This is a genomic window from Sulfitobacter sp. G21635-S1 (assembly GCF_027213915.1).
Taxonomy (GTDB): domain Bacteria; phylum Pseudomonadota; class Alphaproteobacteria; order Rhodobacterales; family Rhodobacteraceae; genus Sulfitobacter.
Genome location: NZ_JAPWGV010000010.1, coordinates 1 through 13,169, shown reverse-complemented (window position 1 = coordinate 13,169; position 13,169 = coordinate 1). Strand labels below are relative to the sequence as shown.

Genomic DNA, 13,169 nt, shown 5'->3' with positions numbered 1-13,169 from the left:
TCAGGGTGCCCCGTTAAGCATCATCGCTGTGTGCAGGCCCTCTGTGGCGGACTAGCAGATCCCCTCAAGGATTTGAGCTGCCAGGCACCCACAACTGTTCGACCCCACGTCTTCCGTCTTTCCGACCAAGCTGCACCACGACATCGATGCTGGACGCGGCATAGCGCCTTACCTCCTCAAAGCTCATATTGATGCCCACCGACATGACCATGAGGGCAAGGCGGTCGAGCGCCTTCTGCGCGGTATCGGCGTGAATTGTGGTGAAAGAGCCTGAATGGCCGGTGTTGATCGCGTCGAGGAAGGTCTTGCACTCATCGCCGCGCAACTCGCCAAGAATGATCCGGTCAGGACGCATGCGCAAAGAGGTCTCCAGCAATTTGGCCGCGGTGCGCTCACTTGAGGGGACACGGTCAGCCTTGAGCATCGCGCGATTGGGCTGCGGAGGAAAGAGCTCGAATGCGTCCTCGATGGTCACGATACGCTCCGTCTTGGTCACCAGCGCGAGAAGCGCCCGGGCAAAAGTCGTTTTGCCCGTGGACGTCCCGCCGCTGATCATGATGTTCAACCGCTCTTCGATGCAGAGTTTCATGGCGGTTCGAATATCCCCCGCCTCGGTCAGTGCGATCACCCGTTCGGCTTTTGCCTGTCGTTCGGCATCCAAATCCACCAGTCCACCGTGCAACAGACCGATGTCGCCCAAGGTGAGTTGGTCTTCACTGTAGCGGCGCAAGGTGATCGACGGCCCGCCATCCACGACCGGTGGATAGACGACCTGTGCCCGGATCGGCTTGCCGTTCATCTCGATCTTGCCGGAGACGAGCGGCTTTTTCTCGCTGATCTGTCCGTGGGTGGCGCTGGCAATGGATGTTGCAAGGTCCCGAGCTTGGGAAGGGGAGAAAAACACACCTTCGAGGCCGACCATATGCTCAGCCCCCCGGGTTTCCACCCAGACCTTTCCATCGGGATTGACCGCTATTTCGACCACGCAGGGATCGGCGATCGGTGCAGCCAGGGGTTTTAGATAGGTCGAAAGAAAACTGGCTTTTTCTGCCGTCGGGTTCATGGCTGGCCGCCCGTGTGTTTCAGGTTTGTGTTGCTTTTAGACACGCGGCCTCTCCCTTCGGTCGAACGCGTGTTTCGGCACATGATTATTTTGTCGAACCTGAAACGCACTCAATAGAACTCGAGATCACGGTCGACGATCACACTGATCGCAGCACCTGGCTGGACCGAAATAACCGGAGGCAGGGTGGTATATTCGCCGATCACCGCATTGGTGGCCTGCGAAAAACTGCCCGCGACATCCTCGGCAATTTCTGATCCGGTCTCGGAGCTGGCCTCGGATGCGGCGATTGCCGGTCCTGCGCCGATGATCGAGAGCAATGCGGCTGTGCCAAAGCGCAGCCCAAAGCGGGAGTTCACGGAGCCAGTGACGCCCGAGCGGCCCTGATCGTCCGCGCCAAATGCGGCGAGCTGAACCGATTGCCCCTCGGGTGTGACGATGCGTGACCAGCCAACCAGAATGCGGGCCTGGCCCAAAGAGACATTCGAATTGTAGGTCCCGAAGAGGCGGGAGCCTTCGGGAATGAGAACGCGGGACTGATCGAAACTCCAGACCGGGTAGTTCACGATGGCGGTAATCTGTCCGGGCAATGTGGATTCGATGGCGGTTTCCAGTGACGCTTGAATGAGCGTGCCCTGCAGAACCGTATTGGAAGGATTGGCGATTACCTCCGCTGTCGCGACTTGAACGGGCTGGGCACCGTCCAACACGAAGGCGCGCGCCGCCGCATCTCCGACCGCAGGTCCCCTCTCAGGGTCAGATGCCGGACTGCCCGTCAGGCCGCCCGCATCAAAGATCACCCCTTCGGACCGGATTTGTGTGTTGCGCAGCGCCGCCGCCTCGGCACGCCGACGGTCCAGTTCAGCCCGTCGCGCGGCTTCCTCGGCAGCGAGCTGATCCCGCTCGGTTTGCGCGCGTAGAGCGTCACGCATACCGTCATCGATCTGCTGTTGCAGGGCGTCGTTCTGGCGCTGCAGTCCGAGCATTTGCTCCATCAACTGCTCCATCCGGCCATCGGCAACACGCGCGCGTGCGGCAACCTCATCAGCGAGACGTTTTTGCGCTTCAAGATCGGCTTCTGCCAACCGGGTGTCCATCTCGCTTTGCATCTGGGCGATGAGCGCCGTGTTCTGTTCCTGGACCGAGCGCAGCGCTTCGGCCAGCTCGGCGGAATTGTCGGGGGCAGGGGCCTCGGCCAGTCTTGCCAACTGGGCTTGTAGGGCGACCACGTCGCTCGCAAGCTTGGCGTTCTGTTCCTCGAGGGCTTGGCGCTGCGCCGCGAGTTCATCCTCGATTGGTCCGGGATCGAACCTAGGCTCTGATCTTTGTTCGGTCGGTTCCGCGTCGGTTGTCATGCGGCCGAACCCGTCACCGTCGACCTGATCCTGAAAGTCGTCGGCTTTCGATGTTTCAACGGCAGAAGTGATGCCGCTGCCTTGCACAAGCGGGTAGGCAATGATGGCGGTCCCAGCCAGAAGCAACGCACCCAAACCAAGCCTGAGCCCGAGAGATGCGCGCCGCTTGGGTGCGAAGCTGTATTCCTTTTCCCCGGTTTTCTCGTTGCTCATGATCAGAACTCCCGTCCACGCAGGGCGGCCACGGCAGCAGCCTCGGTCGTGAACCCACCAGTTTCACGGGTAATGCAGATATGATCGTCGCCCATGCGGATCGTGTAGGCGTCCCGCACGCCGGTGACCCGCACGACCGCACCTTGCGTCTGGCTGTTCTGGGTGATCTCATAGCCTTGAGCGTTCAAGCCGAAGATCGAGGGCCGCACGCCGGGCCGGAATTCAAAGAAGGTCGAGCGCCCATCATTCCAGACCCGCACCGGGCGGATCGCACCGCTGCCCGCGAACTGATAGCCGGTATCTCGGCCTCCAGCCGCAAGCTGGCGCCCGGCGGGTCGCTCGTCGGGAAAGTTTACGACGACCCGGAAAGACTGTGTCCGCGAGCGTCCCTCTGTCAGATAGAAGGCGACAGCGCGGCGGTTGGTAAAGATCGTCAGGTTTGTCGCAGCCCGTGCCTCGACAGGCTTGATCGAGATCGTATTGCGGTTTGACAGAACCTCCACTTCATAGGACGCGGAGTCACCGATCAGGACTTGATTGATCCGTTCGCCGGGACCGAGTTCGATTGACGTGTTCACCCGAAGGTGGGTGTCGATCCGGATCACATCCGTAGGGTTGAAGGTCACGTGGCGAACGCGGGCGTCCTGACCCATGGTGACCGGTGCGCGCTCGGCCAAGGCGGGCGTTCCGAGCAACCCGCCGACCGTTGCGATGGCAATTATGAAGGTTTTCATGAACTATTCTCGTGTCAGTGTTTCGGCATCGACCCGGTAAGCGGTCACCGAGAAGCCAAGGGGATTTTCCCAAACGCGTGTCAGGGAGCGTTCGCGGCGGGGGGCAAATTCAAACCCTACGGTGGCGATGAATGTTTGCGTGACGGGGGTCTGGTTGGGTCGGGTGAGGCGTTTGTCGAACCGGATCTGAGCCACTTCGTCCTGCAGGAAGGTGATCGCCCGCACGCGGACATCGACCTGCGCATTCGCGCCGTAGCTGCGCGGTGGATAATTCTCGGCCCCCGCGGTCCAGAGTTCTATCAGCGAGGCGCGGGCGGGCCCGCTGGAGCGCCGCTGGACACTTTCGAGCCGTTCTTGAATGCCGTTCCTGAAATAGCTTTCGCGGTCGCTGATATAACTGACAAGCAGGGATTCCTTGATCGCTTCCTCATCGGTGATACCAGTCGGCTGAACCTGATAGATGCGTTCTGCTGCACCCGACGTGCTGTCGACGAGGACGGTAAACACTTCGGTTTCGCGCAGGGGCAACATAACCGTAATGGTCAGGGCCAACAGCACGGATACGGCGCAGGAACAGCCCGCAACGATCCATGCGGCGCGCGCTGCCCGGCGCGGACCCATCACCAAATCGATATCGAAATCACTCATGACTATCCCTTCTTCATCTTTCCGGCGAGCTTGACCGCACCGCCCGCATAGCTCCCGGCGCGGGCCGCGCTGGACGATCGGTCGGAGACGCCTTGTCCCTGAAGTCCTGCATTGAAGCCCCGTCGCATGTCATCTCCGCCCCGGATCGCGGCACCGGTATTGCGCCACGCGTTCCCGGGCATCCGCGCGGCATTTGCACCGATCGAGGCGAGGCCGATGTTCGTGGCGGCAAGCCCTTGCGCGAAAGTTGGCACGAGCAACATCAGGCCGGCGCCGATCATCATCACCACGACGAACGAAATCGCGTCCCCGAGTGTTTCGACGCTGTCGAGGCTATCAGGTGCGACAGCTTCACCCGTCGCTATGGTGAAGCCAGCCATGGCAGCCACTAACAGCGGCACAAAGGAAAAACCGATGGCGAGTTTGACCCATGCCTCGAACAGCGGCGCCGATTGTTTGAATAATGTGCAAGCCACGACCACAGGTGCGATGGCGATCAATACCGCCAACATGATCTTGGCGGCCGACAGAACGATGATGGTGATCGTCGCCATGGCGGCGGCCACAAGAAACATGACCACGCTGGTCATGGCACCGGCCAGCCAGCCTCCATTCTGGCTGATCGCCTGCCCGACATTCAGGGCTTGGGAGTAGAGATCGTCTATGCCGTCATAAAGGTTTGTGACATCACCACCTGAGAGGGAGTTGAGAATACCTGCACCAAGTTCGGCAGGAGCATTTGTCAGCGCATCGTACGGAACAGAAAGGTTTGCGTAGATCAAAAACACATTGACCAGCACAATGCGCAGCCCTACCGACACGATTGTGGAAACCGAGAGCGGCACGGCTTGCAGACCCACATTTGCGCCTACAAGAACGACCACCAACACAGATGCGGTCTGTACAACCGGGCGTACTGCGGCAACCGTATCAGCATACGTGTCAGCTGCCACGCCCGCGACAGTGGCATCTACCAATGCCAGAACCTCAGCGATTATGGCCATCCTTAACTACCACACCGCTCCAATTGGAAGTTCTGATAGCGCTCGTTTACATCTGACCAATCGCTACGACGGTATTTGCGAAAGACGCTGAAATCGCTGGTAGTTGCATCCTGCGCCGCTTTGCCAATCCGTTCCTGCGTAAACGCATCGAGCGACCCGAGATCATAGATGCAGCCGCAGAAGCCCTGCGACATTGCAAGCTCTCTCAGGTCGGTGCCGAAGCCCCACCGAACCGCTCCTCGAAAAATCTCGTTGCCGAAAAACTCAGTGTCCGGATAGCTGAAGGTGCAGGTTTGCGGCTTCGGGAACATCAAGAGCCCTCTTGCCTGTACCTCGCGCATGAGATCGAGGAGGCGCTCTTCCTCCCCATTTTCGGTGGCAGTGACGACCTCCCCGAGCAACGTATCGTCGGGCAGGTCTTGCAAGTCTTCCGCCCAGGCACTGCCTGCTAGGGCGATGAAAACTGCAAGTGCTTTGAGTGATGTATTCAAGGGTCAGTCCTCGGCGCCGGAGAAATCAAAGAAGGAGCGTGTGCGGGCCTGCTCGGCCGCGAAATCAATGCCGTTTTGACCTTGCGCCAAGCCTTGGGCGGCATTCAGGCGCCACATCTGACCCAGCATGTAATTCGTCTCCGCGGCCATACGGGTGTTGAGATCGATCGATTCCTTGAGCGTTTCCTGATCGCCAATCGCTTCCACCAGCCCATCGATGCGCTCGATGCTCTGGGCGGCTTCCTCGTAGGAAATTTGGGCTTGCCCGATAACCATGGCATTGGCAGCCGCCAGATCGGCTATGGCAGCGCCTTGCGGGTTCCCGGCGTCGTTCAGCTCGGTGAGTTTTTCCGAGGTGAACCCCGCACTGGCCATGGTCTCGCGCATGGCATCTGCGGCGCGGCGCTCACCCATGGTGACGTCGCCATCGAGCAGATCGTCCAGCAGGCTGTCAAAATCCCCGAGTGACAGGTTGTCCATGAAACCCGATAGATCGGTGATCTTCTGAGCGCGGGCACGCAGGTCCTCCACATCGTTGTAGAGGGCTGCGATTTCATTCAGGCCGGTAATTGAACCCAGGACGTCATCAAGAAGGCCCTGAATGTCAGTGAGGCGCTCGATCTGGGTGCGCAATTCCTCGATTTGCTGGAGCTGGTTTTCTGCATCGCGCAGCGCGGCCTGCAGCTGCTCGATATTCTGCGCGAGGTTCGATCCATCGATCACAGGCACACCCTGAGCGAAGGCAGCGGGCGGGTGTGCCGCCATGAGAGTGCCCGCGACAATAATTGCGGCAATGCGGGTGTCAGCCCTCATCGGAATACCTCCAGAAAGTGGATTGCTCTAAGTGATCGGCGGCCTCGGTCAAACCTTGTGCCGCTTCGACTTTCACGTGGGTCGCGCGCAGACGCAGCGTCAGCGCGATGAGCCGCGCCCGTTCAGCAAGCATATAGGTGGAGCGGTCCAGCGCCTCTTTTGCGTTACCGGGCGGATCTTCACGCAAAAGCGCCGCGATCCTCGTCATGGCCTGATCGATCTGGGTGCCCATGTAGGCGCCATAGCCGACCGAGGCATCCGCCCAGTTGCCCCAGGCGGCCGAGGCACCATCGAAGCCCGCCAGTGACCCTGTCATGTCGACGCCGGTGATGGTGCCAAGATAGTCGTTGTAATAGCCGTTGATACGCCGGACGTAGGTCTGGGTTTCCTCGAAAGGAGGCACACCACCATATTCGAGAACACGGCCGGGGCCTGCATTATAGGCCGCCAGAGCGTGATCAATCCGACCGAAGCGGTTCAGTTGCGTGAGAATGTAGCGTGCGCCACCGTCCAGGTTTTCCCAAGGATCATACGGGTTCACACCGAGATCCGATGCTGTGCCCGGCATCAGCTGGCAAAAACCGCGCGCACCCACGTGGGAGACGGCTGCATTGTTGAAACGACTTTCCTGCTTGATCAGTGACTGAAACAAGATACGCCATGTCAGTGGCGTCAGACCGGCGGCCGCAACACCGGGATGCCCCTCATAGCGCCGCGCCACCGTGATGATCATGCGCTCCACGTCGCTTGGCTCACCGAAGAGGCGATCGGCATCAGGATGATCTTCCTGGGCTGGGTAAGTCTCTGCAGCGCTCGCCCAGCCGGGCCCACCAGCCTCGAACCCACTCAGGTCGGTGACACCGGTGGTCTCCGCAAGGAAACGTTCGTAGGCTTCAAGCTGCTCTTGATAGATGTCCGCTTGATCCTGGCGGGCGTCGCGCTTCTGGCCCTGCCGCAAGGCGTCGCGTGCGAGCTCTTCGACGCGCGACACAGCGCGGGCAAGGTTGGAGCCATCGATCACTGGCACGCCCTGCGCGGAGGCAAGCGAGCCAAGACCCAAGGCCAACGGAATCGCCATTCTAGAAGCTCTGGAAATCACAATGCGCATTCCGTGAAACAAGATCGGGAGCAGGGGCCGAGAACGCCATCGCGGGCCGTTCAAAACAGGGCGATCGCACGCCTGTTGATGCACCTTCGCAAGCGCTCAGGACCGTCATGGCGACCAACAGAAAAAATCGTGCTTTCACATCATGTCCTTCCAGAATTCTTCTTTCTTGCGCCAATTGGCAGGCGCCTTTTCCTCGCCGGTCTTGCCGCCACCAAGAACAGTAACCAGACCGCCCAAGCCTGCGAGATCGGTATTGACGAACACGCTGTCGGCGCCAGAACGGATCAATGCCAGCCGCAACCCGGCTGTCGGGCTGGAAAGAAAATCCGCCTCGCGCGCGTTCAGGCGCAGGATGCTGTAATCCTCCGGATTTGCCCGTGGATTGGGAAACAGGATCTGGGTTGCCACACTTTCCGCGATGATCTGGCCGACCGAACTTTGGTCCAGATGGCCCGGTGTCTGGGTCAACATCATCACCACGCAGTTGCGCTTGCGCATGGTAACCAGCCAGTCATGGAGGCGCTTGACGAAGATATCGTCAGCCAACATCTTCCACGCCTCGTCGATCACAATGATTGTTGGTCTGCGATCCTCGATCACGCGCTCGATACGGCGGAAGAGATAGGCGAGCAGGGCTGAGCGTTCTGCGTCCTGGTCCAGAAGTTCGGTCATGTCGAGACCAAGGACATCCTCGCCAATGGCAATCGCCTGGGCACTGGGCCTTGAGAAAAGCCAACCGTACCGGCCGACTTCTGTCCATTCCCGCACGCGGGACACCAGGTCGCCATCATCATCGGTGGAGGCCACGAGACTTGCCAAACCGTCGAAGGTTCTGAGGCCCGGCTCCGCGGCGGCGATCTGACGAACCGCCTCGTTCAGTGCTGCGGTCTGGACCGTCTCAAATGGACGGTGACGGGCCAGAATGTCGCCGAGCCAATCTGTCAGCCAGGCGGCCCCCCGCGCATCGGTCTCCGTGGTCATCGGGTTAAAGCCGGTGGGCTGGCCCACCTTGATTTCGCTGTAGCTGCCACCCAAAGCGCGGATCGCCATCTCCAACCCCTGATCCTTGTCGAAAACGATGACTCGCGCACCCACTCTTCGGGCCTGTGCCATGAGAAAAGCCGTGCCGAGTGTCTTGCCGGACCCGGTGCGGCCCAGAACAAGCGTGTGCCCGACGCTTGGTTCATCGGTCCGGCGCCCGGCTTCGTGAAAGTTGAACCGGTAGAGGCTGGAGGTCACGGTCGGGAAGGCCGTGATCGTCTTGCCCCATGGGCTGGCCTCAGGTCCGCGCCCTGGCCGTGTCTTGTGAAAGGCCGCCAGTTCCGCGAAATTGTGCGACGAAACGATCCCGTCACGGATCCGGTAGGCCCAGTTTCCAGGCGCTTGCGCGAAATAGAGTGCCTTTGCGGCCCAGGATTCCCGGACCAGAACGGCACCGGTCTCTTGCCCCGCCCGCCAGATCTCGGAAGCTGCCTGTTCCAGTTCCTCGGCGCTGTCACAGAAAACCTGCACGGAGGCGTGATGTGTCCCAAAGGTCGACCGTCCGGATGCCACGGCGTCGGCGGCTTCGATCAATTGCTCTGTCAGGCTGACACCAGCATCCTCGGAGGCACCCCGCTGGCGAAAGGTGCGTTGAATGCGCTCAACCATCTCATTGGCGCGCCGCGGCGTGAAAGAGTTGGTGATCGTGATGTCATAGGGCAGTTCCAACGCGTCAAGCATGGTTGGCCAGGTGCGACTGGGATAGGATTTTATCCCGAAAATCGCGCCGTATCGTGCGCTGTCGCCGCTTTCCAGCCGCATGGTTTTGCCTTGAAAGCTGACGTCGAAATTGCTCATCGTGTCAGCCAACAGTTGCCCGGGGGCCGCGATGATTTTGCCGTAGCTCTGTCCGTGAACCGCGGCCAACACTGCAAGCCAGTCCCCGCTCGAGACTGTCAGGCGCGCTGCACCTGCGTCGGAATACATTGCCATGAGCAGCGTCATGGCCTCTTCCAGGGCAACAATTCGCGTATCGATGTCTTTCTGGAAATCGCGGCCCCCGCCTAGGGCACCCAGAACCTTCGAGAATGCCTGCGGCATCGACGGACGCATCAATACTGTCAGCATCAAGGTGCGGGCTTTCAGGTCACGTGCGCGCAGGCTTTTCTGCCACGCCGCGTCTACCGCATTTGCAAAAGGCATACCGTCAGGCGCAGCAAGGTCCGCGACATCCGGGCGTGATACCTTGTTGATGTGGAAACCGAAACGCTCGCCCAACTGACTGACGATCCGGGCAAAGCCTTCACTGATCTCATCGATCCGGGCGTCATCGCTGGTGAAGCTGTCGATCCCGCCAAGCGTGACCGACGCCATCAGATCACCCTGCCGCGTCAGGATGACATTGTCTCGCACCGCAGCAATGTAAGGTAGGTGCCGCCCAAGACGCTCGGCTTTCAAAACCTTGTCCCCAAGTGCATCCCGAACAGCGCTGCTGGCAATTAACCCCCGAAACTCACGCGACATAGAGATCGCCCCCATTACAGGATCGCACACTCGTTCGCGGGGTGCGCGACATCACCACGTTCAAAATCTGAAACAGATGTGGATTGCGGTCTGCGACCAGCCAAAGCGGTGGGTAGCCCGCAAGGAACACCAGCAGGAACCGCATGTCGTCAACCAGAATGAAAGGGATCACGGATGCGAAGACCAGCGCCACGAAATATCCGATCGGGAGACCGAATATCCGTGGCGGCTTGGTCAGCCCCAGAAAGAGTGGTGTGTCGCGCATGAAGGTCTCTGCAGTCAGTCAGATCAAGGAGCCGCAAAGCCGTCGATGATGGTCTCGGCCGAAAAGATCAGCACCACGCCGACAAACACGGCGACGAAGATCGGCCAGTTGAGACGCCCGAAAAACATCATGACACCCGATCCCACGAGAGCGAGCACGCCGAGGCCACGACCGATCGGACCCGTCACCGCGTCGATGATGTTGTCGATCATGTCAGAGACCGGGCTGAGGTCCTGTGCAAGCGCCGGGGCTGCGGCCAACATCAGCAACGCGGCCAATGCCGCCCGGGTATAGTCGATGCGTTTCATATCTGGTCTCCGATGGATTGGGCATAGACGGCCATGACCTTGCGGACATGGCCTTGGGTTTCGCGGAAGGGGGGAATCCCGCCATGGCGCGCCACGGCTTCGGGGCCGGCATTATAGGCTGCAAGCGCAAGCTGCGGCGTGCCGAAACGATCAAGTTGTGTCAGCAAGTAGCGGGCGGATCCATGCAGGTTTTGCTCAGGATCATGCGGATCGACGCCAAGCACGCGCGCAGTGTCCGGCATCAACTGCCCAAGCCCGATTGCGCCGACATGCGACCGCGCGCCTGGATCAAATGCGCTTTCAATAGCGATGTTGGCGCGAAAGAATGCGAGCCAATCGCGAGAGGACATCCCGGCTCTCCGCAGGGCCGGGTGGTCCACGTAAACCGACCCCACATCAAGGATCATAGTCTCGATCGCAGGGCGGCCCGATGGGACCCGAGACGGAGAAAGGCGTGGTGAATCAAGAGGGACGACCTCGATGCGTGCGACAACGTCGCTTTGCTCGGGTTGGGGTCTTGCAAAGTCGAGAACGCTGCTGGTCAGTCGACCAACACGGTCTGGAGCATCGAGATCGATAACGGATTGTGCATAAGTGGAAGGGCCTGAAAGCCCCCAGAGAACGAGGCTAGCCGCTGGTAGGATGCCTTGTCGTCTCAAACTCCCACGTGCCTCTCTCGCCTTCTCGGAGAGGGCAGCTGAATACCTTTGCGTCGAGCTCCAGGCAGAAGCTCATGAGCCCTGCTGCGGTCTTGAAGACGCGTGGTTTCAGATCCCGGTTGGTCACATAGACCGACCGGTGCACACCGCCTTGACCGTCATTGGAGCAGACGAAAACCGTCCAGCCACCCCTATGCGTATTGCCGCCCTTTTCCGGGGCTTCAATGCATTCCACCTCGATCCATGCCCCACCCTCGATCGCCTCTTGCATGTGCGATGTTAGGATCACGGGGTATTTTGTTCCTGCCATTTTGCCTCCGAAGGAAAGAAGTTCCTACGGAAGTAACCTGCTTTTGCACCGCTTCAAACAGTGCATGTCACAAGATATGCGGCGACGTAGCGGAAAACACTTTAGATGGTCAATAGATATCTTTTGATTGATTACGATATTTTTTCGATGATAGGTCCGACACACGATTCGCCCCCAGATTGTCGGGAGACCACCAGATGTCGCGGTTGCTGGCATGTAGCACATTCATCGCCCTAGCGATCCCAGCAACCGCCGAGACGCTGGCGATGGACTGCGTGTTGCCGTTGCGGCCGGAGCTGGCGGCCTCGCCTGCGCTCCTGAACGAGTACGGCGACGACATCAGAGCCGAGTTCAACACCTACTTCGATGAAGCACAAACCTATCTGAATTGCCTCGCCGCAGCATCAGCTTCCGCGCAGGCCGAAGTCCGTCTTGTGCTTGACGCTTACCAGGAGATGTTCCAATGAAACGACGCGCAAAATATGTCAGCAATTATGACACAATTAACATAAGTCTGATTATACGCCAACGGGTTAGCGGCGGCGCTCTGTCATGAGGCGGCTTGTGTCAACTGCCGCGATCATCGCGATCGGGCTTACACCGCTTGCTGCCAAACCTGCCACCGCACAAGGCTACCAGATCGATTGTGCGATCCTCCTGTGCCTCGCAGGCGGTTGGCCTGCGTCGGTTCCCTGCGCCCGTGCGCGCGCGGAGTTCATCCGCCGGATCACGCCCTGGCCAGTCGAACCACCGCTGCAGATCTGGCGTTGTCCAATGCGTGCTGAGTTCGAGGCGCCGGACCCGTTTGAGCGCCTCTACAGGTTGGCGGGGTTCAATCCTGGTCAAGCAGTCTCCCTGCCCCGAGAGCGAGAAACGCTCCAGCTCGCCCAAGCTGTCGGGCGTGCCGCCGATATCGATGTGACGGACCCTGCTTTTGATTTCGTCCGCTCCATAGATGTCTTTCAGGTTACGGCACGTCAGAGGGAGGGCCGTGACGATTGCAACAGATATGCTTCTGTGCGGCGTGGCACGTATGATCAAGACGGCCAATTCCGGTGGCAAAACAGCTCGATAAGTGCCCTTCCTCCAGCCTTCCGAGGGGCCGAGCGATACGGCCAGAACTGCCCCGATATCTGGGTCCGTGCTGTGTTCGTCGATTGGGAGGATTTTGAGGGCGCCTATGGCTTCGAACAAGTCAACTACTGATCTCAAACAGTCACAGGCAAACGATAAAAAAGAAGAAACCCCCGCAAGGCGGCAACCAAGCGAGGGGCTCAAAGAACAACGGAATTGGCGTTCCGTCAGATCAAATCAAACTGTGATCTCGTTCTAGCAGTCCCGACAGTCAAGGCAATGAAAAAACGTGTCGCTCGCGGGGACACGGATGCCCTGTTGCAGCCTTGTCCCAATTCACAAGGACTAGACAGTGAACGTGATCCAAACCCATCTCACCCTGCCGGAAGGCTGGACCAAAGGTGCTGTCATGGCGCTAATTTCAGAGGTTGCCCCGCATATAGGCCTGCGCCCGGCGCGCTTGGCAGTTCTGAACTACATCATCGGGCGCACCCGCGCATCCGACTGGACCTCTCCCCATCGTGAACCGGTGTTTTTTGGCGCGCAAGATCTCGCAGCGGTCGAACTTGGCAAGACGTCGCGCCAGTTGCGAACGGATGAGGCCGCGCTGGCCAAGCTT

At 59.7% G+C, this 13,169-nt stretch carries 16 protein-coding genes; 3 read left to right on the top strand and 13 right to left on the bottom strand.

Translation table 11 applies throughout. The annotated features are described in order from the left end of the window. Positions 1 to 64 precede the first annotated feature (64 nt). The 13 genes from virB11 to O4H53_RS11390 all read right to left on the bottom strand — a co-directional run bounded on the left by virB11 (position 65) and on the right by O4H53_RS11390 (position 11,476). Positions 65 to 1,063: a P-type DNA transfer ATPase VirB11 gene (gene virB11 / locus O4H53_RS11450; RefSeq protein ID WP_111550064.1), complete on the bottom strand. Its 999-nt coding sequence runs from the start codon at positions 1,061 to 1,063 to the stop codon at positions 65 to 67. Between the two features lie 110 nt (positions 1,064 to 1,173). After that, positions 1,174 to 2,631, bottom strand: coding sequence for a TrbI/VirB10 family protein (locus O4H53_RS11445; RefSeq protein WP_111550065.1), 1,458 nt, complete (start codon positions 2,629 to 2,631; stop codon positions 1,174 to 1,176). A 2-nt stretch (positions 2,632 to 2,633) separates the two neighbouring features. Then, positions 2,634 to 3,365, bottom strand: coding sequence for a TrbG/VirB9 family P-type conjugative transfer protein (locus O4H53_RS11440; protein WP_111550066.1), 732 nt, complete (start codon positions 3,363 to 3,365; stop codon positions 2,634 to 2,636). Positions 3,366 to 3,368: 3 nt separating this feature from the next. Then, entirely contained in the window at positions 3,369 to 4,013 is a 645-nt protein-coding gene (locus O4H53_RS11435) for a virB8 family protein (protein WP_111550067.1), read from the bottom strand. Between the two features lie 2 nt (positions 4,014 to 4,015). Continuing rightward, on the bottom strand, positions 4,016 to 5,017 hold the full coding sequence (locus O4H53_RS11430) for a type IV secretion system protein (protein WP_072506893.1): 1,002 nt from the start codon (positions 5,015 to 5,017) through the stop codon (positions 4,016 to 4,018). A 2-nt stretch (positions 5,018 to 5,019) separates the two neighbouring features. After that, positions 5,020 to 5,508 carry a hypothetical protein gene (locus O4H53_RS11425; protein WP_072506894.1) on the bottom strand — a complete coding sequence of 163 codons (489 nt, stop codon included), beginning with the start codon at positions 5,506 to 5,508 and terminating at the stop codon, positions 5,020 to 5,022. 3 nt (positions 5,509 to 5,511) lie between these two features. Continuing rightward, a complete protein-coding gene (locus O4H53_RS11420; RefSeq protein WP_111550068.1) occupies positions 5,512 to 6,321 on the bottom strand; it encodes a type IV secretion system protein in 810 nt (269 codons plus the stop codon). Next, complete coding sequence (locus O4H53_RS11415; protein WP_170134536.1) at positions 6,311 to 7,399, bottom strand: lytic transglycosylase domain-containing protein; 1,089 nt, start codon at positions 7,397 to 7,399, stop codon at positions 6,311 to 6,313. Before O4H53_RS11415 ends, O4H53_RS11420 begins: the two co-directional genes overlap by 11 nt. A 165-nt stretch (positions 7,400 to 7,564) precedes the next feature. Continuing rightward, entirely contained in the window at positions 7,565 to 9,823 is a 2,259-nt protein-coding gene (locus tag O4H53_RS11410; RefSeq protein WP_269363922.1) for a VirB4 family type IV secretion system protein, read from the bottom strand. Positions 9,824 to 9,923: 100 nt separating this feature from the next. Further along, positions 9,924 to 10,199, bottom strand: coding sequence for a type IV secretion system protein VirB3 (locus O4H53_RS11405; RefSeq protein WP_037239481.1), 276 nt, complete (start codon positions 10,197 to 10,199; stop codon positions 9,924 to 9,926). Between the two features lie 23 nt (positions 10,200 to 10,222). Continuing rightward, positions 10,223 to 10,507, bottom strand: coding sequence for a TrbC/VirB2 family protein (locus O4H53_RS11400; RefSeq protein WP_009819927.1), 285 nt, complete (start codon positions 10,505 to 10,507; stop codon positions 10,223 to 10,225). Continuing rightward, positions 10,504 to 10,857 (bottom strand): lytic transglycosylase domain-containing protein, encoded by a 354-nt coding sequence (locus O4H53_RS11395; protein ID WP_375342731.1) that lies wholly within the window; start codon positions 10,855 to 10,857, stop codon positions 10,504 to 10,506. The genes O4H53_RS11400 and O4H53_RS11395 overlap by 4 nt, the downstream gene beginning before the upstream one ends. A gap of 277 nt (positions 10,858 to 11,134) precedes the next feature. Beyond that, a complete protein-coding gene (locus tag O4H53_RS11390) occupies positions 11,135 to 11,476 on the bottom strand; it encodes a hypothetical protein (RefSeq protein WP_111550072.1) in 342 nt (113 codons plus the stop codon). A gap of 197 nt (positions 11,477 to 11,673) precedes the next feature. Here O4H53_RS11390 and O4H53_RS11385 point away from each other — a divergent pair, with 197 nt between their 5' ends. The 3 genes from O4H53_RS11385 to O4H53_RS11375 all read left to right on the top strand — a co-directional run. Continuing rightward, on the top strand, positions 11,674 to 11,943 hold the full coding sequence (locus O4H53_RS11385; RefSeq protein WP_111550073.1) for a hypothetical protein: 270 nt from the start codon (positions 11,674 to 11,676) through the stop codon (positions 11,941 to 11,943). An 85-nt stretch (positions 11,944 to 12,028) separates the two neighbouring features. Further along, entirely contained in the window at positions 12,029 to 12,682 is a 654-nt protein-coding gene (locus O4H53_RS11380) for a hypothetical protein (RefSeq protein WP_121066465.1), read from the top strand. Between the two features lie 220 nt (positions 12,683 to 12,902). Next, positions 12,903 to 13,169 (top strand): helix-turn-helix domain-containing protein (locus tag O4H53_RS11375; RefSeq protein ID WP_331284232.1); only part of this gene is annotated, 267 nt, incomplete at its 3' end.

Coding starts and splice junctions, on each gene's coding strand:
- O4H53_RS11430 (WP_072506893.1), bottom strand. CDS start 5,017: ATGGCCATAATCGCTGAGGTTCTGGCATTGGTAGATGCCACTGTCGCG.
- O4H53_RS11390 (WP_111550072.1), bottom strand. CDS start 11,476: ATGGCAGGAACAAAATACCCCGTGATCCTAACATCGCACATGCAAGAG.
- O4H53_RS11380 (WP_121066465.1), top strand. CDS start 12,029: ATGAGGCGGCTTGTGTCAACTGCCGCGATCATCGCGATCGGGCTTACA.
- O4H53_RS11400 (WP_009819927.1), bottom strand. CDS start 10,507: ATGAAACGCATCGACTATACCCGGGCGGCATTGGCCGCGTTGCTGATG.
- O4H53_RS11445 (WP_111550065.1), bottom strand. CDS start 2,631: ATGAGCAACGAGAAAACCGGGGAAAAGGAATACAGCTTCGCACCCAAG.
- O4H53_RS11385 (WP_111550073.1), top strand. CDS start 11,674: ATGTCGCGGTTGCTGGCATGTAGCACATTCATCGCCCTAGCGATCCCA.
- O4H53_RS11405 (WP_037239481.1), bottom strand. CDS start 10,199: ATGCGCGACACACCACTCTTTCTGGGGCTGACCAAGCCGCCACGGATA.
- O4H53_RS11415 (WP_170134536.1), bottom strand. CDS start 7,399: ATGGCGATTCCGTTGGCCTTGGGTCTTGGCTCGCTTGCCTCCGCGCAG.
- O4H53_RS11440 (WP_111550066.1), bottom strand. CDS start 3,365: ATGAAAACCTTCATAATTGCCATCGCAACGGTCGGCGGGTTGCTCGGA.
- O4H53_RS11395 (WP_375342731.1), bottom strand. CDS start 10,857: ATGTCCTCTCGCGATTGGCTCGCATTCTTTCGCGCCAACATCGCTATT.
- virB11 (WP_111550064.1), bottom strand. CDS start 1,063: ATGAACCCGACGGCAGAAAAAGCCAGTTTTCTTTCGACCTATCTAAAA.
- O4H53_RS11435 (WP_111550067.1), bottom strand. CDS start 4,013: ATGAGTGATTTCGATATCGATTTGGTGATGGGTCCGCGCCGGGCAGCG.
- O4H53_RS11420 (WP_111550068.1), bottom strand. CDS start 6,321: ATGAGGGCTGACACCCGCATTGCCGCAATTATTGTCGCGGGCACTCTC.